Origin of the sequence: Myxococcus sp. MISCRS1 (genome assembly GCF_026626605.1) — a bacterium.
Taxonomy (GTDB): Bacteria; Myxococcota; Myxococcia; order Myxococcales; family Myxococcaceae; genus Myxococcus; species Myxococcus fulvus.
On sequence record NZ_JAPNKB010000001.1, the window covers coordinates 69,847 to 96,613 of the forward strand.

General features: G+C 66.6%; 18 protein-coding genes. 11 read left to right on the forward strand and 7 right to left on the reverse strand.

The window, feature by feature from the left end; genetic code table 11:
- Positions 1-22 precede the first annotated feature (22 nt).
- The 5 genes from OWM54_RS00255 (at position 23) to OWM54_RS00275 (ending at position 8,311) form a co-directional block, all read left to right on the forward strand.
- A complete protein-coding gene (locus tag OWM54_RS00255; RefSeq protein ID WP_046713658.1) occupies positions 23-322 on the forward strand; it encodes an acyl carrier protein in 300 nt (99 codons plus the stop codon).
- Positions 319-1,296: an amidohydrolase family protein gene (locus tag OWM54_RS00260; RefSeq protein WP_267696285.1), complete on the forward strand. Its 978-nt coding sequence runs from the start codon at positions 319-321 to the stop codon at positions 1,294-1,296. The genes OWM54_RS00255 and OWM54_RS00260 overlap by 4 nt, the downstream gene beginning before the upstream one ends.
- Before the next feature lie 27 nt (positions 1,297-1,323).
- Entirely contained in the window at positions 1,324-2,940 is a 1,617-nt protein-coding gene (locus tag OWM54_RS00265; protein WP_267696286.1) for an FAD-dependent oxidoreductase, read from the forward strand.
- Positions 2,941-3,068: 128 nt separating this feature from the next.
- Positions 3,069-7,559 carry a CHAT domain-containing protein gene (locus tag OWM54_RS00270; RefSeq protein WP_267696287.1) on the forward strand — a complete coding sequence of 1,497 codons (4,491 nt, stop codon included), beginning with the start codon at positions 3,069-3,071 and terminating at the stop codon, positions 7,557-7,559.
- Positions 7,560-7,654: 95 nt separating this feature from the next.
- Positions 7,655-8,311: a DMP19 family protein gene (locus OWM54_RS00275; protein ID WP_267696288.1), complete on the forward strand. Its 657-nt coding sequence runs from the start codon at positions 7,655-7,657 to the stop codon at positions 8,309-8,311.
- A gap of 16 nt (positions 8,312-8,327) precedes the next feature.
- Here OWM54_RS00275 and OWM54_RS00280 read toward each other — a convergent pair whose 3' ends face one another.
- Positions 8,328-9,233, reverse strand: coding sequence for a serine protease (locus OWM54_RS00280; protein WP_267696289.1), 906 nt, complete (start codon positions 9,231-9,233; stop codon positions 8,328-8,330).
- Positions 9,234-9,663: 430 nt separating this feature from the next.
- On the opposite strand from OWM54_RS00280, the gene OWM54_RS00285 reads away from it, so the two are divergent.
- Complete coding sequence (locus OWM54_RS00285; protein ID WP_267696290.1) at positions 9,664-11,073, forward strand: hypothetical protein; 1,410 nt, start codon at positions 9,664-9,666, stop codon at positions 11,071-11,073.
- A 24-nt stretch (positions 11,074-11,097) separates the two neighbouring features.
- Here OWM54_RS00285 and OWM54_RS00290 read toward each other — a convergent pair whose 3' ends face one another.
- The 4 genes from OWM54_RS00290 to OWM54_RS00305 all read right to left on the reverse strand — a co-directional run bounded on the left by OWM54_RS00290 (position 11,098) and on the right by OWM54_RS00305 (position 19,341).
- On the reverse strand, positions 11,098-11,577 hold the full coding sequence (locus OWM54_RS00290; protein ID WP_267696291.1) for a trypsin-like serine protease: 480 nt from the start codon (positions 11,575-11,577) through the stop codon (positions 11,098-11,100).
- Positions 11,578-11,675: 98 nt separating this feature from the next.
- On the reverse strand, positions 11,676-14,738 hold the full coding sequence (locus OWM54_RS00295; protein WP_267696292.1) for a hypothetical protein: 3,063 nt from the start codon (positions 14,736-14,738) through the stop codon (positions 11,676-11,678).
- A 55-nt stretch (positions 14,739-14,793) separates the two neighbouring features.
- Positions 14,794-16,056 carry a Tat pathway signal protein gene (locus OWM54_RS00300; protein WP_223783202.1) on the reverse strand — a complete coding sequence of 421 codons (1,263 nt, stop codon included), beginning with the start codon at positions 16,054-16,056 and terminating at the stop codon, positions 14,794-14,796.
- Between the two features lie 216 nt (positions 16,057-16,272).
- Positions 16,273-19,341, reverse strand: coding sequence for an error-prone DNA polymerase (locus tag OWM54_RS00305; RefSeq protein WP_267696293.1), 3,069 nt, complete (start codon positions 19,339-19,341; stop codon positions 16,273-16,275).
- A gap of 497 nt (positions 19,342-19,838) precedes the next feature.
- On the opposite strand from OWM54_RS00305, the gene OWM54_RS00310 reads away from it, so the two are divergent.
- From OWM54_RS00310 to OWM54_RS00325, 4 genes are all read left to right on the forward strand, one after another.
- Positions 19,839-20,423: a DUF6310 domain-containing protein gene (locus OWM54_RS00310; protein WP_267696294.1), complete on the forward strand. Its 585-nt coding sequence runs from the start codon at positions 19,839-19,841 to the stop codon at positions 20,421-20,423.
- On the forward strand, positions 20,420-21,178 hold the full coding sequence (locus OWM54_RS00315) for a DUF5953 family protein (RefSeq protein ID WP_223783199.1): 759 nt from the start codon (positions 20,420-20,422) through the stop codon (positions 21,176-21,178). The genes OWM54_RS00310 and OWM54_RS00315 overlap by 4 nt, the downstream gene beginning before the upstream one ends.
- A 22-nt stretch (positions 21,179-21,200) precedes the next feature.
- The gene (locus OWM54_RS00320) at positions 21,201-21,488 is read left to right on the forward strand and encodes a hypothetical protein (protein WP_267696295.1); all 288 of its coding nucleotides are present in this window, start codon (positions 21,201-21,203) and stop codon (positions 21,486-21,488) included.
- 110 nt (positions 21,489-21,598) lie between these two features.
- Entirely contained in the window at positions 21,599-22,888 is a 1,290-nt protein-coding gene (locus OWM54_RS00325) for an adenylate/guanylate cyclase domain-containing protein (protein WP_267696296.1), read from the forward strand.
- On the opposite strand, the gene OWM54_RS00330 is transcribed toward OWM54_RS00325, so the two are convergent.
- On the reverse strand, positions 22,889-24,331 hold the full coding sequence (locus OWM54_RS00330) for a serine hydrolase domain-containing protein (protein WP_267696297.1): 1,443 nt from the start codon (positions 24,329-24,331) through the stop codon (positions 22,889-22,891).
- Between the two features lie 151 nt (positions 24,332-24,482).
- Positions 24,483-25,124 carry a hypothetical protein gene (locus tag OWM54_RS00335; protein WP_223748755.1) on the reverse strand — a complete coding sequence of 214 codons (642 nt, stop codon included), beginning with the start codon at positions 25,122-25,124 and terminating at the stop codon, positions 24,483-24,485.
- 507 nt (positions 25,125-25,631) lie between these two features.
- On the opposite strand from OWM54_RS00335, the gene OWM54_RS00340 reads away from it, so the two are divergent.
- Positions 25,632-26,726 (forward strand): helix-turn-helix transcriptional regulator, encoded by a 1,095-nt coding sequence (locus tag OWM54_RS00340; protein WP_267696298.1) that lies wholly within the window; start codon positions 25,632-25,634, stop codon positions 26,724-26,726.
- The last annotated feature ends 41 nt before the right edge of the window (positions 26,727-26,767 follow it).

Here is a 26,767-nt window from a genome sequence, read left to right on the forward strand (position 1 = left end):
CCGCAGGACTTCGAGGAGCACCATGACGGGCGACCCGACGTTCGAGGAGAAGGTCATCGCGATGATTGCCCAGGCCGTGCCGCGCCGGTTCCGCAAGGCGGCGATCACACCGGAGCTGAGCCTGCGCAAGGACCTGGGCATCGACTCGCTCGGCGTGGCGAGCCTGCTGTTCCGGCTGGAGGAGACCTTCGGCGTGGCCCTGGACGAGCTCGCCTCGGATGTGGACCTGGGCCGGCTCCACACCGTGCGGGATGCCATCGACATGAGCCGGCGCCTGGTCGAACAGGCCCGCGCGGCCGGCCCTCGGGCGGAGTCGGCATGACGCAAGGCCCTCCACCGCGCATCATCGACGCGCACTGCCACATCGCCTCGGAGCGGTTCATCCCCCGCTCCTTCATCGACGGCGTCGTGGCCAACGGCGTCGCGGCCCTCACCGCGCAGGGCGTGCGCGCCACGCCCCAGAAGCTGGCGAACGCCTACCTCCAGAAGCTCCAGGACCCGCTCTGCGACCAGTTGGTGGCGGAGATGGAGGCCGCGGGCATCGAGTGCGCGGTGCTGCTCGCGGCCGACTACAGCTACGCGCTCACGGACTGTCCGCTCACCGTCGAGGAGACCCTCCTGGCGCACGCCGAGGTGCTGAAGCGCCACCCCGGGAAGCTCGTGGTGTTCGGCGGCGTGGACCCCCGGTGGGGGAAGGACGGAGTGGACCTGTTCGAGCGCTCGCTGGTGGAGTGGGGCTTCAGCGGATTCAAGGTGTATCCCCCGTGCGGGATGAGCCCCAGCGCGCCGGAGCTGTTCCCCTACTACGAGCTGTGCGCGCACCACCGCGTGCCGGTGGTGGTGCACATCGGGCCCACGTCACCGGTGCTGGCGTTCGACACGTCGACGCCGCTGATGCTGGACCTGGCGGCGCGCTCGTTCCCCACCGTCAACTTCATCCTCGCGCACGGCTCGGTGAGCTACCCCGACGAGTGCGCCATGCTGTGCGCGTACCGGCCCAACGTGTACCTGGATGTCAGCGGCTATCAGAGCCTGTTGAGGACGTCGTCAGACGAGGCCCTGCGGCGCGTGGTGGCTCGCGGCATCAACCACAAGGTCCTCTTCGGCACGGACTGGCCCGTGTTCCGCATGCAGGGGGACCAGCGTGCCTTCGTGGACGTCCTCACCGCCGCGGATGGCCCGCTGTCACTCATCACCGAGCTGGAGGCCCGCCTGGTCCTCCACGACAACATGGCGCGTCTGCTCGCCGGAGCTGCTGGGAACGCCTCGAACCAGGCTCGTGTCGCAAGCCGTTGACGCTGTCTCCACCCCGGAGAATGGACCATGACCACTGCCCCCGTCGTCGAAAACCTCTCATTGGCGAGCCGAGGTCCGACGCGCCCGCTGATCCTCAGCGACCGCCAGGGCTTCGACCGCCGCTGGTTCGCGCCGAACCTGAAGGCTGTCTACGTCCCCACGCACCCGGAGCAGGTGCTCGCCATCGTCAACGAGGCGCTGTCGACCCATGGGCGCAACGTGAAGATCACCTCCGGCCGCCATTGCTACGAGAACTTCGTCTACAACGACGAGACGGCCGCGGTCATCGACATGTCCGCGTTGAACCAGGTCGGCTTCGACAACGCGAGGCAGGCGTACTTCGTCGACGCGGGCTGTGAGAACTGGACCGTCTACCGCACGCTGCTCAACACGTTCGGGAAGACGCTGCCCGCGGGCTCCTGCTACTCGGTGGGCGCGGGCGGGCACATCACCGGCGGAGGCTACGGGCTGCTGTCCCGGCTGCACGGACTGACGGTGGACCACCTGAGCGCGGTGGACATCGTCACCTGGGACGCGGCCGCGGGCCGGGGGAAGCTGAGCCATGTCTCCGCGTCCAGCGCGGACCCGGACGAGAAGGACCTGTTCTGGGCCCTGCGCGGCGCGGGCGGCGGCAACTTCGGGGTCATCGCGCGGTACTACTTCCAGCAGCTCCCGGACGCACCGGACCACGCCACGCTGTGGACGCTGGCGTGGGACTGGTCCAGCCTGGACCTGACGGCCTTCACGAACCTGCTCGCGGAGTACGCGGACCTGGTGACGACGCTGCCCGACAGCAACTTCACGTTGCTCAAGTTGAACCACGTCGCGGCGAGCCAGGTGGGCATGGTGTTGCAGGTGACGTCCCCGGCCGGGACGAAGCATGACCAGCACCGCAGGCACGCGGAGGACAGCGTGGCGCGCATCCAGAAGCGCTTCGCGAAGGTCGCCCGGTCCAGACCGCTGGTGAGGCCGCTGGGAGGCCACCCGGGGATGATGACGCACCTGCTGGCCAGCGATGAGGCCCAGCACATCACCTATCTGGAGGCGCTCCAGACGCTGAACGGCTCCGGGCCCAACCAGTTCGGCAAGTACAAGTCCGCGTACATGAAGAAGGCGTTCCCGGCCGAGCAGGTGACGGCCATCTACGAGTGGCTCCACCGCTACCCCGCCGGGATTCCCCAGGCGGACATGGCGCAGAGCCTGCTGCAGGTGGACAGCTACGGCGGGGCCATCAACCGCTACCCGGCGGACTCGACGCCGGTGCCCCAGCGCAGCTCACTGATGAAGCTCCAGTACCAGACGTACTGGAACAACGCCTCCAAGCCCGGCGAGGGCCTGATGTCGCCCTTCCGGGAGCAGGCCGAGGCCCACGTGAGCTGGATCAACGGCTTCTACAAGGACGTGTACGCGGCGTACGGCGGGACACCCAATCCCACGCGGGACTCCACGGGCACGGTGGACGGCTGCTACTACAACTACCCGGATGAGGTGCTGGGCACCCATGCCCGGGGCAACGTGGACCAGGCCCTGTGGCTGTACTTCCTCCAGAACTTCCGTCAGGCACCGCGCAACCTGGTCAAGGTGAAGCGCCGCTGGGACCCGACCAACTACTTCCATCACGCCCAGTCGATTCCCGTGAGCTAGTGATAGGCTTTCGAGCGACCCTCCTTCACCGGAAGACACCCTGCGAGTCCATCGCGCGCTGACCTGGGAACGGGGCGGCCGGGAGACCGCCTTGCCAGGGGCCCGCCTCGGAGCTACAGCACGCGTTGATGACTGCCCAAAGGCCCCTGGTTCTGACGATCACCGTAGGAGATGACGCCAGGGTCGAAGCGCGGGACCAGGACGACACCTTTGCGGAACACCGCCCGGATGGCTCCGACCTCCTTCGGCAGATTGACGGGAGCTTGAAGGCCATCGAGCTGCGCCGAGCGAGCGACGGCACGCATCAGGATGTCGGCCGGGCGTTGTTCGACTTCCTGTTCGGCCCTCCCGTGCTCAAGTTGCTCCATGGGCTCTCGGAGAGGGCTGCGGCCACGCAGGGCGGAAGGCTCCAGCTCCGGCTCGTGATGTCGCAAGACTGGCAGCCGCTCCCCTGGGAGCTGCTCTTCGACGCATCCCAGGATGAGTTCCTCGCCACCTCCCCGAACAAGACGCTCTACCGGGTCGTCCCCAGTCCGCTGCCACCCAATCTGCCGATGCCGTCGCTGGACATGGCCGTCGTCGCGTCGACCCCGAGAGACGTCGAGTCCCTCGACACGGAGGCGGAGCAGCAGCGCGTCCGAGAGGCACTCGCCTCTGGCAGAGGCGCGCCCCCCAGGCTGTCCATCCACACCGGCATCACCCGAGGGCGCATGAATGAGGTGCTCGCCCGCGAACTGCCGGGCGTGCTCCACTTCATGGGACACGGGAGATACGACAAGCTCGGGCGTGAGGGCTCCCTCGCGCTCTCGACCGACAGCGGAGATGTGGACTGGGTGCCCGAGCGCGAGCTTGGGGAAATCGTGAAGGGCTACGGTCGGCTCGGGTTGGTGGTCCTGACCGCATGCGAGTCCGCCCAGACAGACGAGCGCAGAGCGTTCTCCGGAGTCGGTCAGCGCCTGGTCGAGGCACGCATCCCGGCCGTCATCGCGATGCAGTACAAGCTCCTGGATACCAGCGCGCCCATCTTCTCCCAGAGCCTCTACAAGTCCCTGGCCCAGGGCGAGGACATCGCGGTGGCCACGCAGGCCGCGCGCAAGCAACTCTTCGTCCAGCAGCGTACGCGGTTTCGCGAAGCCTTCACCCCGGTGCTCTACCTGCGCGGGGCACCCCTGCGGCTGCGTCCTCCGCTGAGCCTCACCGCGGGTCCACAGGACGTCCCCGTCCTCACCGAGGACATGGAGACCTTCGTCGCGCCTCGCGTCTACTCGCTGATGGAGCAGGTGCTGGACAAGGAGCACCGGCTGCTGATCGCTGGACCTCCCGGCAGCGGGAAGACGCTGTTCGCGCGGATGCTGATGTACCACTACCGGACCCGCGCGGAGCCGTATGAGGTCCGCAGGGTGGAGACGCCAGGGCAGGTTCTCGAAGGGCTCCAGGAGCGAACCCCCGTCCTTTTCTATCTTGAGGACCCTTGGGGCATCGACGAAGTGAAGCCACAGGTGAGCTGGCGCTCCCAGCTCCCGAAGCTGTTCCGTCAGGTCACCGCGAAGGGATGCATCCACAGACTGTTGGTCACGACGCGCCAGGCGAACCTCGGTGATTCCTACGGCCAGGGTGTTCCTTCCGAGCTGGTGGAGGGATGCAGGGCACTGACCTACGACGACTACGACCCGCAGACACGCAAGGACATCCTGCGGCTCAAGGCCAGGAGCTTGACGCCCTGGCAGCAGGACTACGTGACGGCGCACGAGAAATGGATCGTGGAGCGGCTGGAGGTCCCCCTCTCCATCGACCGCTTCATCTCCGGGCTACGGTCCGCGAAGACCGAGGAGCAGATCAACCTCAGCCAGCTTCTGCACAAAGCGCAGGTCGAGGAGCTGGGCGCGACACTTCAAGGCGAGCTTCGGGAACTCGAGTGGGCGACGCGCCCCGCCCTCCTGCTGTGGGCCCTCGTGGGATCAGAGACGCTCTTCAAGGCAAGCGAGGCCCTGGCGCTGGCGAAGCAGGTCCAGAATGGTGCCGACAGTCCGCCTCCGATGCAGAAGCTCATTGGCTGGATGGAGACCGCCGGATGGCTCGAGGTGGAGGACAAAGCGGAGGGCCGCTACCGGGCGCACCCCACGACGGTCAGCGGGCTCGAGAGACTGCTCAGCTCGGAGCCAGATGAGGCGGACCACCTCCTGTCGCGATTGCTGGACCAGCTGTGCGCGGCCGGGGACGCGGCTGGGGCGCTGAAGCTCTACGAGAAACTCCCTGCGTCGCGTCGCGGGATTCTATCGAGCGACGTGAAGACCGCCCTCCAGCGACATGTGCTCGCGCGGCTCCTGGGCGCGGGAGACCGTCGAGAATTCTCTGAGTACATCCGAGCCGCGATGGAGTGGCTGGAGGGAGGGCCGATCCACGCGTTGATTCTGGCGTTGACCCAGAGGACCCAATCCCCGCACGCGTGGGGACTGGGGCATTGGGAACCTCCCCAGTGGGATGAACGACAGCGTGTCGCAGTGCTTGAGTCGCCGGACGCCAGGCGGGTGCTCGACCTCTACATCCGCCACGTATTGCCGATGGGGGATTTCGATCTCAATGAGGAGCTCATCCAATGGTCCGTCGAACTCACGGGGCCCCTGACCGAGTCGTACCTGGATGCCTTGAGACGTGGGCTCAGGCTCGCGACCTGGGCTTCGACGGATCTGGTCCACGGCGCGCTCGCTGGGACTGCGCCACCGTACGACGAGGTGCTCACAGTCATCCTTGGAGCACTTGATCGGCATGCAGCCGAGGAGTGGGTCGACGCCGAGGAACTCCGGAGGGCCAGACAGGGCGTCCTAGGAGACGCTCATGCCGAGCATGTGCAGGAGAGCGGCTGGGAGCACTTCTCGGTGGCCGCGACCGCGCTCGAAAGGTACGTGAAGCTCCGACGACAGCGAATGGGCTACCAGTGGATCCTCGAACACCCTCGCAGCAGGGATCTGATGATGGCCTGGGGCGACGCGCTTCGAAACGACCCCGCTCCAATCCCGGACAACGAACTCTCGGACTTCTATTCGGCGACTCACAAGTCCGCCCCTCTGACCACATGGTGGGTTCTCAGGGAGCTCAAGGCCACCGCTTTTGTCCCGAAGGTGGTCGCGAGTCTCGAGACCACCGCGCCCAGGCTGCTTGGAGACGGCATCAGTGCGCTGAGGGTCATTGCCTCCCCTGAGGAGGTAGAGCCCCACCTCCGAACGGCGGCGGGAGGATGGACCGAGGAGCGGCGTGCCGCCGTCCTGCTCGCCGTCCACATGCTCGCCGCCCGCGGGACCGACAAATCCCGGGAGAGCCATTGGCGGATTTTCGAGGACTCGCTGGGGACAGATCTCGAGCGGGTCATCACGGCCTGCGCGCGCGCCCTGGCGGACGACGAATCGAAAGAGAAGTTCGCCACGCTGCCCCCCGAGGACCTCGCCCGCCTCCGACGCTGGGCGGAGCGGCTGGACGAGAACCTGGGGCGCGCCAGTGTCCTCGCACTCGCCGCGACGGGTGCCCCAGTCCTGGAAGAAGCCAGGAAGGCGCTCGTGCATCACGAAGTGGACGTCCGTGTGGCGGGCGTCAGGGCGCTTCGGTTCGACGCCTCACCCGAGGCGCGGTTGCTGCTTCGCAACGCGCTCTCGGATGTCGACTCGCAGGTCCGAGCGTCCGCGGTGAGAGTCCTCGCCCCGTCCGCGACATCGGACGAGCGAGCGAGAATCATTCCGCGCAGCAAGGACGAGAGCAACACGGTGCGCTTCGCGTGCGCCAAGGCCATCGGTGAAGGACGCTGGGACGAGGGCCGAGACGCGCTGTTCGAGCTGCTGAGTGACAGCCACGACTCGAACATGGACACGAGGTTCGAACACGCAGAGCACCATATCGCGCGCGAGGCGGCGCGGCTGCTCGTCGCGTGGAGCCCTCATCCTCCAGCAGAGCTCACCCGGCTCTTGAGCTTCGTGGAGGGAGGCCTCACCTCGAATCGAGACGTGAACGTACACAGCCTCCTGCTGGACTTCCTCGAGAGGCTCGACGACGGACGGGTAGCATTGAGCTTCGCGAGGGCGCTCGAACAGCTGAGCATGGCGGGCCAGCGGGATGATGCCCACGACCTTCGCTGGGTGGTGGCGACGGCACTCGTGTCCCATCTCCGCATCAAGCCCACGTCCTCGGCACAGGTGCCGCTCAATCCCATCGTGCGCCAGGCCAGGCACTTCAAGCCTCTCCATGCGGGCATCGCGTTCATCCTTCTTGGAATGCTCGGGCAGCGCGCCCATGCGGAGCTTGCCGCACTGCTGAAGGACGAGGAGCACCTCCTGGAGAAGGCCTTGCTCAGCCTGCTCGGCGCTGCTGGCGTCGATGCCGCGCCCTCTCCGGAGGCCGAGCGCCTGCTCGCGACGGCGGCACAGGCGAAGCAGGTCGTCACCTGGGCGCGTGAAAAAGCCCCGCCACCCGCCTCCACCTGGGCCGAACGATGGAAGAAACACCCCCACATCCATGCATGGCTTGCCGAGCACAAGAACAAGGAGGATGACTGGTCCACCCTTCTCACGCGCGCGATCAACGTCTGCCTGGGAGAGGCCTTCCAGAAGAGCTTCGCGTCAAACGCTCCGTGAGCCTGCTCCGCTTTGCTGGGATGTTGTTACGCAGGGACAGCACGCGCTCTCTCACGCATTCTTGGGGTGCCCCAGTTGCATTAGGCTGACGCGACATGTTGCCAGACGACAACCGCATCATCGACGTGCGCTTCGACGAGCAGGGCCTGCTGCTGCGCCAGACGGACGGCCGCGTCCTGGCCCTCCCCATCGCGGATACATCCCCCCTCCACAAGGCCACGCCCGAACAACGCCGTGAGTGGGTCCTAACCGAGGACGGCCGCGGCATGAACTGGCCAGCCCTCTGGCCGCTCGCCCCCGATGGTATGGTCAGCGTCTGGGCAATCGAACAGGATGCCCTCTACGAACATGCCCTCGCGCGGCTGCAACAGGTCCACCGGGATTTGTCCGCATTGCCGCCCGACGAGCGGGAGCTGGTCGCATTGTGGCGCATGGAGGCCGGCATCAACAACGGCGGCTTCATGCAGTTCTTCTGCAACTGGGGCGAGGAGACCTGTCACCTCGCCATCGAGGCGCTGGGCAGGGTGGGCGCCCAGGGCACGCGGCAATGCCTGAATGACATGCTGAACGTCGCCGCCCACTACGGTGAGACCGAGGAGATGGTGTCCCTCTCCGATCTGCCGGGCATGCTGCCCCCGGACGAGAGGGACCGGCCGTACGCGCTGGACCAGGCGTTCTGGAAGTATCCCGAGTCGCTCGCCAAGGCGGTCGTGCGTCACTACGCGCCGCGAGTGGCGAGCCACACCGGGTGACGCGCGGGTGCCACGGCTACCGGACGCTGCTGAGCTCGGCGACGCGTGCCTGGATCCACGGAAGGAAGCTGGAGACCTGCGTGTAGACCCCAGGAAGCCCCGCCCTCGCGCAGCCCACGCCGAAGCTCGTGATGCCGTGGAGCACATACTTCGTCCCGGACTCCACGACCAGCGGCCCTCCGCTGTCCCCCTGGCACGCGTCCTTGCCCCCCTGCGAGTATCCGGCGCCCAGCATCGTGGGGCCGTCGATCTCGATACCTTGCGAGCGATAGCTCTGCGCCAGGGCTCTGCCTCCAACGATGGGAACACCGACCTGCATCAGGATGCTGGAGGTGTCATAGCCACCCTCTCGCGTCAGGCCCCAGCCCGCGATGGACGCCATCGTGCCCTCCGCGAGCTCCGCGCCCACGGTCGGCAGGCACACGGCCTGGACCCTCAGCGCGTCGTTGAGGGACACGACCGCGGAGAGGTTGGGACGCTGGGGCACGGCGGGCTCGCCACACGTGCCCCTGATACGGATGGGGCGCTCCAGCTTGAGGACGGCGAGGTCGTTCTTCGTCGTGTCCGGGTCGTACCGCGGATGAGAGACGGCGTTCGCCACGCGGACCGTCACCTGCGCGGAGGTGGGCCGGTAGAAGTCATGGGCCCCCGCGACCACCGTCACGCCCGAGTATCCATCCTCGACACAGTGCGCGGCGGTGAGGACGATGTCCGTCTCCTGCTGGCTGCCCACCCGAATCAGGCTACCACCGCAGAAATGGCTCCCGCCCTGTTGCAGGCTGACGATCCAAGGCCACGAGCCAGGACGCGCCTCGACGCCTCCAACGATCTCCTGGGTCCCCTGCGCCACCGCCGCCTCGGGCACCTCCAGCTCCGAACCACCACACCCCAACAGCCCGACCGCGACCACCACACTGCTCACGAAACGCAATGCATCCTCCAGTTCCAGGTGAGCGTGGAGGATTGCAATGCGTGAACCAGGGGCCGCCCAGAGTGAGCCCCTCGCGCGAGCCCCGCCACGGGGCATCGCTGACACGTCAAGACCTGTCGATTCGGGCAAATGACTCGTCAACCGTCAGCTACTACTCAGTAGGGAGGGACTGACCTCAAGCCAAGAAGCCAGAAATATCGTATGATAGAGGACGAAACCGATTCCTTCACTACAGCCGATCCGCACTGTCGGAATGAGGGAGCACAGCTTGCCAACGAAGCCAAGTGAGCAGCCGGTTGGCGCCTATGCCGCAACAAACGCCGACGCCGCCTCTCCCGGTTCAGTCGCCCCGCTTGTGATAGGACTGAAGCCGCCCCAGCCAGAGCCTACCCAGCCCAAACTCTTGAACGGGCGACTTCGCATGCTTCTGACAGGAGTGGCCTGGGCACTCGCTGTCATCCTGGCCCCTTCAGTTGCAAGTAGATACAATCTCTCTCAGTCACCCCATCTCGCGGGAATCTCAACAGCTGGCGCAATCATCCTATGGTCCTTCTTCGGAGGCGATCCAGCCAAATCGGCACATGCCTTCATGCGCGGGACGCTCCTAAAGAACACTTGGTTCGCCACCCACCTCGCCTTGGCAATAGCAGTTCTCAGCTGGGAGACATCAGTCTTAATAAGGACGAACCCATCAACGCTCATCTACAGAGCACTTCTGGAACAGGTAAAGGAAATCAAGGACGACGAATTTTTCGACATCTGCCTACACACACTCCCGCCTCTCGAGAAAACAGTCGGCTTCAACGGAGGCTTCCTGAACGCCTACACCTCCGCTTGCAATATAAACTGGCGCGGTCTGCTAGAGGGCCCACGTCCCAAATTCCTCTTCGGAGAGCCCGGCTCCGGCAAGAAGTTCGTATTTAAATGGCTACAACAGCATCTCAAGCAGAGCAAAACCGCAAGCGTACTGATCGACCTCAACGACTGCCCACCTTTCACACCAGAAAATGCCACTCGACACATCAGTGAGTGTATTCGACATCATCTTCGAGGATTGGTCCCAGTTGGAACCCTCAACCCTGATGGGGCAGTCGATGACTTCCTTGCAAGAGACGACTGGTGGCTATTCGTCGATGCCATGGATGACAGAGGTGACGCTTCGCTGGTAATTCCTCTATTAAAAGAGATGCCGCAGCTCGCACGTCAGCGGGCGAGCAAATTCTTAGCAAACGGTCGAGGCGAGAACCTCGCGTATATCACCCACCAGAGCAACACCGACGATACCGTTCAGTCGTTCGTTGGACTCGATCGAGTCTTCTTGTCAGGCTTATCGCTCCAGGGAACGCGCGACGCGTTGTGGCACTTCGAGAAAGGAGGCGTTTTCTCATTCAATTTCGTCCGATCGATGAAGAACTGCCCTGACCCCAACAAGGCTCTCGCAGAAGAGTTTCTCTCGAGATACCCCTTCATCAACAGGTGGCAGGCTAAGCCTCTGAGCCTGGACACTCTCGCCCCCTGCTCAAATGAAACACAAGTCGCCATCTCCGACTGGATGTTCCGGATGCAATTCAACGATTACTGCCAACACTCCCTGTGCGACGATGCCGAAGATAGGCTAGGCCTCGAAGAGGCCCTCCTCCACGTCAGGCTCGCACTCAAGCATCGTTCATCCTCCACATTGAGAGCCACAGAACTAACGGCGCTTTTGCCTGTCCCCAGAGAAGGCCAATCACGCCCCGGAAAACACAAAGTCATCCGAGCATTGCTGGAGACTGGCATACTCACGGTCGTCGGAACCGACGAGTTCGAGATACGGCAACACAGACTGTAACGCTCGCAGCCCGATTCTGGGTCGTCATCGGTGCTGGACGTCGCTGAGCTTGCGAATCCGCGCGTGGAGCCACGTGAGGTAGTGGGAGACACACGTGTAGACCCCGGGCAGTCCCGGTCGTCCGCAGCCCAGGCTGAAGCTCGTGAGGCCATGCAGCACATTGGCACCGTCCTCCTCGACCAGGACCACGGGCCCCACTGTCTGACACGAGTCCCTGTCCCCTTCCGGGTACCCGGTGCCAAACATCAGCACGGGGGCGATGAGAATCCGCTCCTGGGCGTAGGCTGAGACCAGCGCCTCATCACCGACGATAGGGACCCGCACCTGCATCAGGATGCTGGACGTGTCGTAGTCATCCTCTCGCCTCAGCCCGCGATGACGCGAGCGCGCCGACGGAGACCTGCTGCCCGGGTGAAGGCAGGCAGAGGGGTTGCGCCACCGGCCGTCCTCCGAGAGGAGGACGCAAGTCCCCCGAGGTGCGGTGCGGAATGGAGGTCCGCCCACAGGACATCGAGGACCTGCTCCCGAACTCGACAGATGTCTCGAGCTTGAGGACGGAGACGTCGTACTCCGACGTCTCCGGGTCGTACTCCGCCCAAGGTTCAGACCATGACGAAGTCGTCGTCGTCGTCCGAGTCTTTCTTGCTGTTGTCCACGGGAGGCTGTGGCTTCGGGAGCTCCCCGCTCTTGACCAGGGGCTTGGGCGAGTCGAAGTAGTCCTCCACGATGACGAACTCGTCCATGAACTGCCGGTTGAGGTTGTCCAGGACCTGCTGATGCTCCGCGCGGAACCCGACGGCGGCGTCACGCGGGTGGCGCGCCGTGGGAGGCAGGGCGCCATCGTTCGCGACGAGGTGCCGGGCGATCTGGATGATCCACGGACCGCAGCTGTGCTGGCCGTCCTTGTAGCTCCCCATGACATCGTCCTGGTAACGGATGCCGGAGCGCTCGACCAGCAGGTCCGGGAACGCGCGCCGCAACGTGCCCAGGTTGGGCACACCTTGCGGCCCCAGCGGGTCGACGAAGAGCACACGCGCCTGGCCCCGGACGCCTCGCGCCGGGGGCGCCACCTTGATGTAGATGAGCCCCCAGTGGTTGCCATTGATGTTGTAGGGCTGGACGAGGACGCGGGGCGGGCCATCCGCGACCATGCCCTGGAGCGCCTCGTCATACGTGTCCGGCGCGATGCGATTGAGCACGTAGAGGTTGATGCCACGCAGCACGACCACGTTCGGCACGCCGCGCAGGTAGTGGCGCAGGAGCGTGTCGATCTGCTGGTCCGTGTAGTAGTGCGACCCCTCGATCTTGTCGTGGTTCTCGAAGGCACTGGAGGACGAGTCCTTCGTCGAGGGCGAGGACCCGCCCGTCGTCGTGGAGGCGGTCTGCTGCGTCGTCCCCGTCGACGGGGACGAGGACACGGGCTGCAGGCGCTTGAGGCGATCCCGCTCCTCCTTCTCCTTCTTCGCCGTCTCCTCGTCCTTCTTCAGGATCTCCATCAGGTCCGGCGGCGCGCGCAGGTCGACCCGCAGGACCTTCCCCTGGTTGCCGGCGTTCAGGAGCGGCTCGGACCAGTCCTGACCCGAGCCCTTCCGGGCGAAGAACGAGGACGACTGGAGCCCCCCTGGCATGCGGCCACCGAAGAGCTCGGGACGCGGCAGCGGGCTCCCATGCCCCATGCCCATCAACAACCGGCTCGCGGGCAGCTCGGACATCACCCCACGGCCCGACCTGGGCTTGGGAGGATTCTTGAGGGTCTTGCATCCCCCATCACAGCGGGGATTGACGCAATGCTTGCCCGAGAAGGACCAGAGCGGCTCCCAGTAGTTGCGCAGCATGTCGCCCACCGCGACCGGCCCCTCCACCAGGTAGTTGAACTCCGAGAGGAAGCCTGGATACAGGTTGTCGGACCCGACCACGTACGCCTGGTCGTCGGCGATCATGATCTTGGAGTGGTTGCCCGGCGCCGACGGGACCTTGGGGAAGACCGCGCCACTGGCCTTCTGCACGGACTCCACCGCGTTGCCGATGATGCCCTTGACCGGCGGCACCTCGGAGAGCGCCTTCTGCTTCAAGGTCGCCGTGTAGCCCTCGGGCGTCAGCTGCGGCCAGAAGTACGACTCCCCCTCCCGCGTCTTATCCCGGGGCACGTCCGTGTAATAGAACGGCGCGATGTGCAGGCGGTCCAGGGCGCGAAGCCGCCGCTCGGCATCCGGCCGCAGCGCGTCCTCCAGCGTCCTCGCCATGTAGTACTGGAACAGCTCGAACGTGCGGCACGCGCCCGAGCCGAACGAGTACTGGTCTCCTTCCGCGCCCGCGCCCGCGTCCAGGGGCGACACCACCACCTGCACCACCAGGTGCGGGTTGACGAGCAGCGACTCCATGATCCAATGACAGACGACGTGCGAGGACCACTTCTTCTTCCACGCGCTCACCAGGTCCATCTGCGACAGGCGCAGCACGTCCGTGCAGCCCATGATGAGGTTCTCCTTCATGAGCTCGGACGCCTTCTCGTAGTCTTCCTTCATGTCCGAGCCGGACCAGTGCTTGCCGATGGACAGCACGCGCGTCGCGCGCTTGTACTCCCCCATGCCCGCGTAGCCGATGGTCCGGTCCTCCTCGAAGACGGGCTGCTCCAGGTCCCTGAGCGTCTGCAGGTCGTCCTCGCGGATGACATCCGGCAGGAGGTCCTCTTCGGTGTCCTCCTCCCAGACGGTGGGCAGGGGCTCGTTGCCGATCCGGCGGCGGGCGCGAGGACTGTCCACCGGCAGACCGCCGATGTGGATCCTGGAGAAGAGCTCGTAGCGCTGCGCGCGCAGGTCCTGGGCCTCCTTCAGGTCCAGCGGGTCCAGGGGCTTTCGCACCTCCGCCTTGTCGTCGTCCCCGTTCACCCACGTCAGGGTGTCCGGGTCCAGGCGCTCCTTGGTCACCACGTCCGTCCTGCAGGACCACATCCGGTTCAGGAACCGCTGCGCGCCCAGGGCCCCCGCGCCGTGCATGACGACGGACACGTCGTGCACGGGGGGATAGCTGGTGAACAGGTCCATGTTCAGGTTGTGCCCGCCGACCAGCGCCTCGGCGCCATCCGAGGCGACGATCTTCGAGTGGTTCCACGTCATCTTCGTGAAGTCGTCGTCGGAGTCCGGCGCCAGCCACGACGGCAGCGACGCGCTGACGAAGGCGGAGAAGCCCGACAGCAGGCCCTCCTGCAGGCGGTAGAACTTCGCCATCCAGATCTCCGGCACCGCGCCCCAGTCCTTCTTGCGAGAGCGCACCAGCCGGATCAGCGCGCCCTGGAAGTCGATGAGGTTGGGCGACGTGCCGTCCTTGAGGAGCATGGGCGTCTGCCCGAAGAGGAAGCGGATCTGGATGGGCTTGCCCTTGTTGGCGGACATAGCCGTGTCCAGTGCCCCCAGGATGATCTTCGCCCAGGCGGGGTCCGGGCTGTTGAGGGACGCCACGTCGCAGCGGAAGCGCGTCTTCTGGAGGACCTCCACCAGGGCGCGCTCGAAGTCGTTGGTGCGGCGCCGGGCCTCCTGCATGATCTCCGGGCCGAACGGCAGCCCCCAGATGCGGGGCGTGTCCAGCAGCCGCACGTAGCAGTCGTGGCTCACGTGCGTGAAGTACTTGTCGGGCACCACGGACAGCACGTCATCGATCTTGCTCATCGTCGTCGAGCTCCACGCCTGGAGGGGTTTGCGATGTCTCGGTGGCCGCGCGGGCTCACAGGAAGGTCCAGTCGATCCACCCGTCCCCGGCCTGTTCGATGGTGCAGGGATAGGTCAGGTTGTAGGGAGGCGTGCCCACCACGTCCTCGAGGTAGTAGCGGTCCCAGGTGCGCATGCCGTGGATGGAGGAGACGCGCCGCACGGACTGGCGCAAGGGCAGCCGGGACGTGCGGACCTCACCGAGCGCCATGGTGTCGAAGTGGGAGTGCGCCGTGTGGATGCGCCTGCGCAGTGACTTGACGCCCTCGCGCACGCGGCTTCGCGTCTGGAATTCGGTGTCCCACTGGGTCAGGTACCCACGGGCCATCTTGTAGACGAGCCGGGGGACCGCGCCGACGTCGTCGCTGACCTTGGAGGCGTCATAGAGCCCGTCCGTGGTGTAGATGCCCGCGACGGTGCCGTGGCGTCCCCGGATGGCGTAGAGCTTGTACCCCTCCGGCTGGGGCAGTTCCTGACGGACGAGGGGGTCGGCGAGCTGGCGGTTGTTCGCGAGCGTCGCCCAGGTGCTCCCCAGTCCCCGTCCATCCTCGATGTCCTGGTGTGCCTGCTGCTTGGTCATCCGGGCGTTGGGCCGGGGAATCACCGCGCTGAAGCCCGTGTCCAGGTGGTCCCACGCATAGACGCCGACGTAGTTGGCGACCTGGGGGGCCAGCTGGGTCTGGATGCTGTACCACTCACCCATGCCCGGGACGGGGTCGATGGCGAAGATGTTGATGGGGATGTTCTTTCGAGCCTCTCCGCCATAGGCGTAGAGGAACCAGGCGGCCATGATGGCCTCGACGCCGCCACGGCTGTGCCCGATGAAGTTGTATTGCTCCGCGCCGCTGGCCGCCGCGAGGCTCGCGCCGTGGAGCGCGAGCGCGGCGTCGGCCCACCCCAGGCCCTGGTTCGCCATGCCGCGTTGATCGCCCTCGGAGTAGCCCGACACGTATTTGCGCAGGTCTCCGGGAGTCAGCTCCAGGTTGCTGAGCAGGGGGTCGCAACGGTCCATCTGGTCGTACCAGTCGTTCTCACCCACTCCTCGCACGGAGCCGCTGCGCTTCGTGTTGCGCAGCCCGCCGGAGATCTCCTTGTGGATGCGCACCGGGATGTAGCCCGTCTGCGGGTCGAAGATGTTCTTGTCGCTCTTGAGCTGGCGCTCGGTCTTGGACAGGAAGCGGACCAGCGAGGTCTTGTAGTCCCAGTACCGGGTCTCCTCGCCTTCGTCGCGCGCGCAGCCGGTTCCACAGAAACACACGGTGAAGACGTCCTTCGGCATGCCAGTTCCGTCCGGGTCGAGGAGGGGGTGCGCCCCCTATTGCCAGCGGCGTGCCGAGGCGGCTCCACACGGTGCGCCCCGGTCCCTCCGCCAGGGACGCGGTCCACGAGGACGCGGCTGCGTCGCGGTGGTACGCGAGCCCGGCGCCAGAGGGGTAGACAGGCACCCGTGGCGTGTCCGGAGTGACGTCGGACCGGCAGTGCGTCCTGGCGGGACTCAGGCGGAGGTGCGGCGCCGCTCGCTCGAGGGCTCCAGGCGGGCGGCGGCCTCGAGCCCCCACACCGTCTTCACCTTCACGTTGGTCACCTTGCCCGAGCGCTCCAGCACGCCCTGCCCCACCAGGAACAGCGCGCCGTGGAGCTCCTTGCGGCAGCGCTCGTAGACGTCCGGAGGCACCACGAGGTTGGCGATGCCCGTCTCGTCCTCCAGCGAGAGGAAGCACATGCCGCGTGCGGTGGGAGGCCGCTGGCGGCAGATCATCATCCCGCCCACCGTCACTGTGCGCCCGGAGGCCACCGTCTTCAGGCCCTCCGCCGTCACCGCGCCCTGGCGCTTGAGCAGCGGGCGCACGAGCTCCAGCGGGTGTTTCTCCAGGGAGAGGCCCACGGTGTCGTAGTCCGCGCAGACGCGCGCGTACACGTCCATCGAGGGCAGCTCCACCTTCGTGCCGTCCATCGACATGCCGAAGAACAGGTCGTCCGAGTCCAGCGGCCCCAGCGCCTGGAGGTCCCAGAGGGCCTGTCGTCGTGAGCCGCTCAGCGACGCAAGCGCGCCGGCGAGGGCCAGGCGAGTCAGCTCGTGCCGGGGGATGCGGGCCCGCCGCGCCAGGTCTCCGACGTCGGTGTAGCCGTGCTCGCCGCGCCCCGTCTCCACGCGGCGGCCCGCGGCTTCGCCCAGGCCGCGCACCATCCGCAGCCCGAGCCGCAGCGCCCTGCCCTCGTCCTCCAGCGTGCAGTCCCACCGGGACACGCGCACGTCGACGGGGCGCACCTCCACGCCGTGGCGTTGCACGTCCGCGACCAGGGTGTGCGGGGCGTAGAAGCCCATGGGTTGGGAGTTCAGGAGCGCGGTGGTGAAGGCCGCCGGGTAGTGGCACTTGAGCCAGCTGGACGCGTAGGAGATCAACGCGAAGCTGGCGGAGTGGCTCTCGGGGAAGCCGTAGTGCGCGAAGCCGCGGAAGTTGTCGAACCACTCCTCGGCCTGGGCGCGGGCGTAGCCGCGTGACAGGCAGCCCTCCACGAAGCGGCCCCGGTACTGGAGGAGCATCGACTCGGCGCGCTTGTGGCTCAGCACGCGACGAAGGCCGTCCGCCTCCTCGGCGGAGAAGCCGGCGGCCACCATGGCGAGCTTCATCGCCTGCTCCTGGAAGAGCGGCACGCCGAGCGTCTTGCCGAGGATCTCCTTCACGGCCTCGCTCGGATACACGACGGTCTCCTCGCCGTTCCTCCGGCGCAGGAACGGGTGGACCATCTTCCCGACGATGGGGCCGGGGCGGATGAGGGCGATCTCCACGACCAGGTCGTAGAAGGTCCGCGGCTTGAGCCGGGGCAGCATGTTCATCTGGGCGCGGCTCTCGATTTGGAACACGCCCACGGTGTCCGCCTCGCACAGCATGTCGTAGACCCTGGGGTCCTCGGCGGGGATGGTGGCCAATGACAGCTCACGGCCGTGGTGCTCGCGAATCAGGGTGAAACACTTCGAGAGCGCGGTGAGCATGCCCAGGGCGAGCAGGTCCACCTTGAGCAGGCCGATGGAGTTGATGTCGTCCTTCTCCCACTGGATGACGGTGCGGCCGGGCATGGCCGCGTTCTCCACGGGGACCAGCTGGGTCAGGGGCTCGCGGGTCATCACGAAGCCACCGACGTGGATGGAGAGGTGTCGGGGGAAGCCTTCCAGCTCGGAGGCGAGGGACAGGGTGCGCTGGACGCGGCGGTCGAACGCGGACAGGCCGGCCTCGAGAAGGACCTCTGGCGTCACCTCGAAGCCGTGGGCGGCGGAGACCTTGGAGAGCCGGTCGACCTGGTCCAGGGACAGGCCCATGGCCTTGCCGGCCTCGCGCAGGGCGAGCCGTCCCCGGTAGCAGATGACCTCGCACACCATGCCGGCGCGGTGCCGGCCGTGCTTCTCGTAGACGTACTGGAGGACCTCCTCGCGCCGCTCGTGCTCGAAGTCCACGTCGATGTCCGGGGGCTCCCTGCGGGCCATGCTGAGGAAGCGCTCGAACAGCAGGCCCATGCGCACCGGGTCGATGGCGGTGATCTGCAGCGCGTAGCAGACCGCCGAGTTCGCCGCGCTGCCTCGGCCCTGGCAGAGGATTCCGCGTCGCCGCGCGAAGCCGACGATGTCCCAGAGCGCCAGGAAGTAACCCGCGAAGTCCAGCGCGGCGATGAGGCGCAGCTCGTGTTCGATCTGCTTGACCACCTCGGGGGGCACACCCGCTGGGTAGCGGACGGTGAGCCCTTCGTAGGTCAGGGCGCGCAGGTGCTCGTCCGCGGTGCGGCCCGGGGGCAGGTCCTCCTCGGGGAAGCGGTAGCGCAGGTCGTCCAGGGAGGCGCGGCAGCGCGAGGCCAGCTCCACGGTGCGCTCCAGCGCGTCCGGCCGGTCCGCGAACAGGCGCGCCATCTCCTGGGGGCCCTTCAGCGTGCGCTCCGCGTTGGGCATCAGGCGCGTGCCCACGCGGTCCACGGTGGTGCCGTACCGCACGGCGGTCAGGACGTCCTGGAGCGGCTGACGGCGTCGGTGGTGCGTGTGCACGTCGTTGTGCACGACGAGGGGGGTCCTCAGCTCTCGGGCCAGTGCGACGGCTTGCGCTTCGCGCGCGGAGTCTCCGGCGGACAGAGTGCGGCACAGGCCGACGTGGAAGCGCTCCGGGAAGGCCTCCGCGAGGGGGGCGATGCGCTCCAGGGGGGCGGGTTCGGGGAGGAGCGCGAGGAGGCCCCTGGAGCGCTCCGCCAGGGCGCGCCAGGGCAGCCCGGCTTCACCCTTGGGGTGGGTCATGCGGCTCTGGGAGACCAGGGAGCAGAGGTTGGAGTAGCCCCCGGCGTCCGCGGCGTAGACGACCACGCGAGGCCCGTCCTCGAGCGTCAGCTCCGCGCCCAGGATGAGGCGCAGGCCGTGCTCCTTCGCGGCCAGGTGGGCCTTCACGGCCCCGTAGAGACCATCCGCGTCCGTCAGCGCCAGGGCGCGCTGACCAAGCCGGGCGGCCGTGACGATGAGCTCCTCCGGGTGCGAGGCCCCGCGCAGGAACGAGAAGTTGGAGCGACAGACGAGCTCGGCGTAGTCCACGCCCGATCAAGACACTGACCGGCCGTTCAGGCGCTAGGTCGGATCTTCGTTCGACGTGCGAGGGACTTGGTGGGTTCGGTTCCGCTGTTTCCACGTGCTTCCAGAGGGACCCGCGAGGACCGAGCCTCCTTGACCTGCGGCTTCGTCACTTGATTGAACGGGCGTGACCATGAGCTCGCGCGCCTGTGCGGCACTCCTGCTGTTCCTCACGGCGTGCGCCACGTCGGCACCGGGTCCGAGGGAACTCGGACCTCGGACCTCGGGCCACGCGGCTCGCCAACCTCCAGCGGGCGGCGGAGCTGCCGTGGAGGGATGATGGACGATGCGTCGTCCGCGAGGCCTCCCAACCGTGGCCCGTACTCGCGGAGCGCTGCTTCCACGCGCTCGACCATGACCGGGTCCGGTTCAACGACCCGACACGGAGATGCACGGTCGCGTCGGCGGGCGCGGCGGCCCTGGGTATCGGCCTGTGTGTCCTGGCCGCGCCCGAGATTGTCGTGGGCGCGGTGATTGTCTTGGGTGTCGTGGTGGTGGGGGTCGTCATCGAGGAAGCGCTGGAGGCGTATGAGCTGCGGGGGAGCAGCTCGGAGAATGACGAGGCCTCGCTCCAGACGAAGCCGGCCCTGCGGGAACCTTCCGCGAATCGAAAGCGCGAGCCAGCGGGTCAGGACGCATTCCCACCAGTGCCAACCGAGCCTGCGGAGCAAGAGCGTCGTCCGGAGTGCCGGCCCATCCCTGTGCCACACGCAGGGAATGATGCTCCGCACAACGCGTGCGCCGACACGTTTCCTCCAAACCGTTACCCTGGGATGGACGTCATCGTGAACGGAGTGCGCTTCGATGCGCTACAAGTCGGCGCGAGCGTGCTGTGGGAGATCAAGACCCATCAGTTCGACACGTACAATGCATTCGTCCAGCGGCAGGAGATTGAGCGAGAATATGCGCAACTCGGAAGAGAGCGCGCTGCCGCTGCGGCCTGTGGATACAAACTCGTCGTGGGAGTGAGTACCCAGGCGCACAGAGTCGCGCTGTTGCGACGAGATCAGTCTCTCACCATCGTTGTCACAGGCTGCAGGCGATGACTCAGCAAAAAACTCTCATTATCACTGTCTATGCACCCGCGCTCGCAGGTAACGACGGCCGCCCACTGTCTGTCATCCATGGAATGGAGAAGGCGCTCTCCGGCCTTCGACTGGAGTGGCGACTCTCCACCGGAGGGCGCCCCGTCGCATTGCCTCAACGAGATGAGTGGCTCTCAAAGAATACAGTAGATGGAGGCTTCCCTCTCATGTGTAACGGGGACATGGGCTTTCCCGTGACAGTCTCTGGTTCGGAAAGGGATGGACTCTTCAGCCCAGGCGGCCATGCACAGTTTCAAGTGCATGCGGAGCTGCCCTTGGAAAAACCCGTGATCGCGGCGGCGACGGCGATCTTCGAGGGCATGGCAGAAGGAGCCCGCGCATTCTGGGGACGTGCGACGCCCGACGACGCCGCAACTGACATCGCCCATCAGACAGCCCCCACACTGCAAGGGCCGCCGTCTCCACTCAGGGGACTGCCCGCCTTGAAGCTCTTCGAGGACATCCGCTCGCCCGAGATCCCCTACTACCTCGGGTGGCTGAATTACTGGTCGGAGGCCGCCGCCAAGGCCATTGGATTCCCAGACCCTGCACGAGACGCAGACCTGCTCTCCCGGTCGCGGCGCACGGCATCGGGTGGGTGGGTCGTGCAACTCACGGACGCTCCACTCGATCTCGACAACCCCGCCCACCTGGATGCCCTCAAGCGAACTTATGAGCGTTTCCCGCAGATCGGCGGCCGCTCGGACTTGAGATAGATTGTCCCACCAGGAGGTGGCCATGACCTGGGTACTTCAAGCAGCGGTGGTGCTGTCGGTCCTGATGGGTCTCCTGGGAGCAGTCTGGGCAATCGTCTTCGGCTACCGCTACGCGCGAAAGTGTCGACAGGCCGCCGCTGAAGCAGCCCTCGGCATCTACGGCCAACGCGAGCTCGAACTCACCGGCTTTCGCGGCTGGCTGGCGGATTGGGTCGATGGCACCTCCAGCGAGACCTGTGCCTCCAGTTCGGACGCGTCTCCCAGCATGTGCCAAGACACCTCCGACTCGGCCCACGCGTCCTCGGACTGAAACCACAGGCATCACCCGGGGTGACGGAGCCCCCGTCCGAAACACACCCCGGGTGACAGACCCGCTTCACGCGAAAGGGCCCGGGTCGCCTCTGGTAGCGTCGTGAATACATGCTGCCGCAGCTCGTGACGCCTCTCCTCGACCCGGCTGAGCCGGACCTGTCCATCGCCTTCGAGCGCAACCTCGTCGACGAACGGCTCCGCGTGGCCCGACGCCTGGGCGCGCTGCGCTTCTTCGGTGTGCTCGCCTGGCTCTGCTTGAGCCTGAGCCTCTCGTGGCCCGCGTCCCCAGTGGCGCTGGGCGTCTACCTGGTGCTCGCGGGTGTGCTCTGGGCGGCGGCGGTCTTCACTCGCGGGTACCGCTATGCGGGCCTGGCCGTGGCGCTGGTGGACGCGCCCATGGTCTTCATCCAGCAATACGTCACCCTCCTGGCTGATGTGCCCGCGGATCTCGTCGGCCCCATGTCCTGCGGGGTGTTCTGCGTGCTCCTCGCGCTGTCGGTGCTGTCGCTGGACGTGGGCACCGTGGCGCTCTGCGCGGTGATGAGCATGGGCTTCTCGGTCTTCCTCATGAGTCAGGGCACCGCCGAGGACTGGAGCCTCGCCCCCGTGCTCGTCGTCATCCTCGGCGTCACGGCCCTGACGCTCGCCTATGCCACGCACCGCATCCAACACCTGCTGCATGGCATCTCCCGCGAGCAGGCTCGCCGCGAGCGCCTGGGTCGCTACTTCTCCCCCGAGGTGGCCCGCCACATCGCCGATCGAGGCACCGGCCTCGCCACGGGCCAGCATCGCGAGGTGACGCTGCTGTTCTCCGACATCCGCGGCTTCACCTCCATGTCCGAGCGGATGGACAGCCCCCAGGTGGTCGCGCTGCTCAACGAGTACCTGTCGCGCATGGTGGAGGTGGTGTTCCGCCATGGCGGGACGCTCGACAAGTTCATCGGCGACGGCATCCTCGCTTACTTCGGCGCCCCCCTGGACCACCCGGACCATGCGCGCGCGGCCGTGTCGTGTGGACTGGAGATGCTCGACGTGCTGGCGGCGCTCAACACGGAGCGCGTGGCGCGGGGCGAGGAGCCACTGCAGATCGGAATTGGCATCCACACCGGCCGCGTCGTCGTGGGAGACGTCGGCAGCCCTCAGCGGCGCGAGTACACGGTGATCGGTGACGCGGTGAATCTGGCCAGCCGCATCGAAGGGCTCACCAAGCAGGTGGGGACGCCGCTGCTCGTGTCCTCATCCACGCGCGCCACCGCGGGAGAGACCTTCACCTGGTCTCCTGCCCCTCCGGTGGCGGTCAAGGGCAAGAGCGAACCCGTCGCAACCTTCGTCCCCTCCACGGCCATCGCGCCACCGACAACGCCCGAAGGAAGGCCGGTCATCACCCCGCACGCCTGATTACGGCTTCGCCTTCACGGCATCGGCCAGTCGCCGCGACTTCGCGTAGAGCTCCGCCGCGATCACCGCATCCCCCAGCGCGGCATGGCATTCAGCCAGGCTGTCCCAGGCATTGGCTGACTCCGGATGAAGCACGGTGTTGAGGGTGAACACCTTCAGCGCCGCGCGGTCGCCGAGGTTCTCTCGGACGGAATAGCCGGCGCTGTTGATCGCGCGCTCCAACTCCTCCGTGGCGACGCCGCTGCCGTCGCGCAACCAGGTCTTCAATGCCGTGTCGTCCGCGCCATCATCAGCGAGGGCATGGGTGATCAACCGCTCGGACAGCGTCTCTCGAGGAAACAGCCGTGGCGCCACCTGCGCCATGGTGCTGTCCACCAGCGTGCGTGACCAGACATTGCGCACGCTGCCGTTGGTGAAATAAACGAACGTCCAGGTGTCACCCGCCAGCGAGTCCTTGAACAACAGGCGAGCCCGAACGCGAGTGCCACCGTCGTGGCTCATCTGCCGATAGTCGCCGCTCTGCCCGAACTCCCAGCCACTGATGAATCCACTGTCGCGACCCGTGCTGAGCTTCCGCGGCTGAAACAGCGTCTGGAGCGTCGCCCGACGCACCAGATTGCCGGCGGCCAGCGCCTGCAGGAAGCGATCGAGATCTCCCACGGTGGTGTGCAGGCTGGCATGCCCCAGCGCATAGGCGGGCCAGGCGATATCATCCTCCCGCCGCAGCGCGCCGTCCTTGCCGATGTACCCCCTGGCCAGGCGCGCGGAGGGCACGCCAGCAGGTCCCAGCCAGGTGTTGCGCAGCCCCAGTGGCTTCAGGATGCGCTGGCGCACGATGGCCGCATAGGGCTGACGATAGTGCGCTTCCAGCAACGCGGTCAGCACCAGGAAGTTCGTCTGCGTGTAGCGGTTGCTGCTGCCGGTGGCGAACTGCATCGGCGTGTCCGCCAGCCCCGCGAACGCCGCCTCCAACGTGGGCGCAAGCCCCGCGTGTCCCTTCGACACCAGGGTCCCCTCGCGGTTCTCGAAGTACTCCGGCACACCGGAGCTGTGGTTCAGGAAGTGGCGCACGCTGATCGCCTTCCACGCATCGGGAAGCTCGGGCAGATAGCGGCTGGCGGGTGCATCCAGCTCGACACCGCCCTGCTCGACCAACTGCATCACCAACACACTGGCCAGCAGCTTGGCCAACGAATAGGCGTTGAACACGGTGTCGGTCGACACAGGCGCGTGGCGCTCGACATCCTTTTCACCGGTCGCGGCCTGATAGACGAGCTGACCGTTGTGGCGGATGAGCACGGCCTGACCCGCGATACCGTAGCGCTCGCGGTTGCGCTTCAGTTGCGCGTCGAGGCGAGTGGTCAGCTCTGGATTCGCCGCCGGAGCAGCCAACGGCCCCACGGCAAGCACGCAGCAGAGCACGGCGACAAGCTGGCGAGACATCCCGGTGTTCCTTCCAGAGGTGGAAACACACCTTAAGGAGCCCCCTGGCGCTGGGTCAATCCACGGTGAGCGAGCCGGTGCACCCGCCCCGAGCGCCACGCGACGCACCTGCTCCGCGCGTCGCATGGCCACCGCTACGCGGTACTTCGACTCAGTGGATGTTGAGACACCCGTCGCTCAAGTCGACGCCACCGAGCACCTCCACGGGCTCGACGGGGATGATCTCCAGGGAGTCGAAGGACTGGTCCTCGCGGCAGACGCCCCGCGCCAGGTTGAAGCCGGGCTTCAGCGCCTCCAGGTTGGTGACGAGCCCCCTGTTGCGCAGCCACGCCAGGACGTCCTCCGTCACCTCCGGCACGTAGAGCACCGCGTGGTGGATGGAGAGTCCCTGGAGGGCCTCGTCGTCATCCAGGTCCATGACGCCATCACCGTCCACATCGTCGTAGACAGCGAAGTACCCCGTGCCCAGCAGCCCGGGATTCAAGTGGTTGAGGGCCGCCGTCGGAGGTGCGTCCTCCAGCGTCAAGGTGAACGCCCCAGGAACGCTCCCGGTCAGCAGGCGGTTGCCCTGGGAGACGATGACGTCCCCCGATCCCATCCAGTTGTCCCAGGCGATGGTCACCTTGCTGCGACCCGAAACCATCGCGGGCTCCAACGACGTCACCTGCCCGCTCAAGGTGTAGCCCTCGGACTCCTCCGTCGAAGGTCCCGGCTTCTTCTCGGCGTCATCTCCACAAGCGGTGAGCATGGACGCAGCAAGGCCCGTCGCGACAATTGCGATGTAACGGTTCATGGATTGCTTTCGTGATGGCGCAGTGGCGTTCGCGCCGCGCGGCCACTCGCCAGGAGACACTCGACGACATCCGAGCACTGCGCGGCTGAGCGCCTCTCTAAAGAAGCGCTGGCACCACCGCAAGCACGTAGAAGCCCACACGCCGACCGTAGAGGTTGCGCCTCAGGCGACGGGGCCATCCGCGAGCAAGAAGAGAGCGCCCGCGACCACCGCGACGACCTTCTCGAGACCAGGGACGAGCACGGGCGCGAGCCGAGGCGTGGTGGTGCCATCACGCCCCGATTCATGCGATGACGCTTTCAACGAGGAGGGGCCTGGTTGCCTGTGCGCCGCACCAGTCCGCGGACTCCATGCACTGAGTCGTCTTTGACTCGGCATACACCAACGCCCATCGAGGCCTCCTGTCCATACCACTGCGGGGTGAGGGACAGATTTACAGCCCGGACTTATGTATGGATGAAGGACATGCTGGCGCACCCCACGGGGTGGCCTGACCAGGAGGAGTGGATGTTCAATCCGACGGACTTCAACACTCGAGAGCTCGTGGTCCGGGACAACGCAATCATCGCGCTCGGCAGCCAGCGCTCCGTTCCGAAAGCCCTCGAGGCGAGCCGCACGTCGATGCTCGAGTTCGTCCAGGCCGACGCCATGGCGCTGTGCCTCATGCGCCTTGCGCCCACGCTCGACTTCCGCTGGCACGTCCCCGGCCACCGCATCCCCATCCTCGAGGAGTATGCCGGCCTGGTCGACCATGACTTCCTCCGGGACCCCATCCTCGCCAAGCCCGGCGTGCCCATCTGCGATACGCAACTCCTCTCACGCCGGGACTACGAGCGCACCCTCGTCTATCAACGCAGCCGGGAGCTGGAGCAGCCCCTGGAGCACATCATGGCCGTCCTCGTGCCCATCCGCCCGGGCCTCGTCGGCGCCCTCGCGTTCTACCGGCACCAGCGCTCGCCCTTCCCCGACCAGAGCGTCACCGCCCTCGCCAGCGTCACCCGGCACTTCGCCAACACCCTCGGCAACTGCCAGGACTTCCAGGACATGACCGCCGGCGCGCAGCTGCTCCAGGAGCTCTACCAGCGCGACGACTCCGCCTTCATCATCCTGGAGCCGCCCAGGCGCGAGGTGTTCCGCTCCCAGCACGCCACCCATCTGCTGGAGCGCTGGTTCACGCCGTCGGAGCTCCACGCCTCCGGGCTCCCGTTTGCCTTCAAGGAGCAGCTGGACACCCTCATCCGGATGACCCCGGACGAGCGGCTCGGCAAGAACCTCTGGGTCGTCAATCATCCCGACGGCTACCGCACGTGCCGGTTCATCGAGCTGCCCGCCAATGACGCTCCTCGCCAGTGGGCCCTCCTCTTGACCGAGCTCCCCCACTCCATCCCCCTTCCCCTGCACATGCAACGCGAGCTCACCACCCGCGAGCTCGACATCGCGAAGGGCGTGCTCCGCAACTGGTCCAACGGGCAGATCGCCGACGACCTCAAGATCTCCGACCAGACGGTGAAGACCCACGTGCGCAACCTCTTCGGCAAGCTGGGCGTCGACGACCGCGCCGACTTCCTCTACCAGCTCGCCCTCCTCAGCAAGCCGGTGTGACGCGCCCCACCGCGAGTCGGAGGTGCCTCCGACTCGCGGGC

Bases quoted from the DNA above. Each gene is read 5' to 3' on its own strand.
- OWM54_RS00255 (WP_046713658.1), top strand. From the start codon at position 23: ATGACGGGCGACCCGACGTTCGAGGAGAAGGTCATCGCGATGATTGCC.
- OWM54_RS00260 (WP_267696285.1), top strand. From the start codon at position 319: ATGACGCAAGGCCCTCCACCGCGCATCATCGACGCGCACTGCCACATC.
- OWM54_RS00265 (WP_267696286.1), top strand. From the start codon at position 1,324: ATGACCACTGCCCCCGTCGTCGAAAACCTCTCATTGGCGAGCCGAGGT.
- OWM54_RS00270 (WP_267696287.1), top strand. From the start codon at position 3,069: ATGACTGCCCAAAGGCCCCTGGTTCTGACGATCACCGTAGGAGATGAC.
- OWM54_RS00275 (WP_267696288.1), top strand. From the start codon at position 7,655: ATGTTGCCAGACGACAACCGCATCATCGACGTGCGCTTCGACGAGCAG.
- OWM54_RS00285 (WP_267696290.1), top strand. From the start codon at position 9,664: ATGCTTCTGACAGGAGTGGCCTGGGCACTCGCTGTCATCCTGGCCCCT.
- OWM54_RS00295 (WP_267696292.1), bottom strand. From the start codon at position 14,738: ATGAGCAAGATCGATGACGTGCTGTCCGTGGTGCCCGACAAGTACTTC.
- OWM54_RS00300 (WP_223783202.1), bottom strand. From the start codon at position 16,056: ATGCCGAAGGACGTCTTCACCGTGTGTTTCTGTGGAACCGGCTGCGCG.
- OWM54_RS00315 (WP_223783199.1), top strand. From the start codon at position 20,420: ATGACTCAGCAAAAAACTCTCATTATCACTGTCTATGCACCCGCGCTC.
- OWM54_RS00320 (WP_267696295.1), top strand. From the start codon at position 21,201: ATGACCTGGGTACTTCAAGCAGCGGTGGTGCTGTCGGTCCTGATGGGT.
- OWM54_RS00325 (WP_267696296.1), top strand. From the start codon at position 21,599: ATGCTGCCGCAGCTCGTGACGCCTCTCCTCGACCCGGCTGAGCCGGAC.
- OWM54_RS00330 (WP_267696297.1), bottom strand. From the start codon at position 24,331: ATGTCTCGCCAGCTTGTCGCCGTGCTCTGCTGCGTGCTTGCCGTGGGG.
- OWM54_RS00335 (WP_223748755.1), bottom strand. From the start codon at position 25,124: ATGAACCGTTACATCGCAATTGTCGCGACGGGCCTTGCTGCGTCCATG.
- OWM54_RS00340 (WP_267696298.1), top strand. From the start codon at position 25,632: ATGTTCAATCCGACGGACTTCAACACTCGAGAGCTCGTGGTCCGGGAC.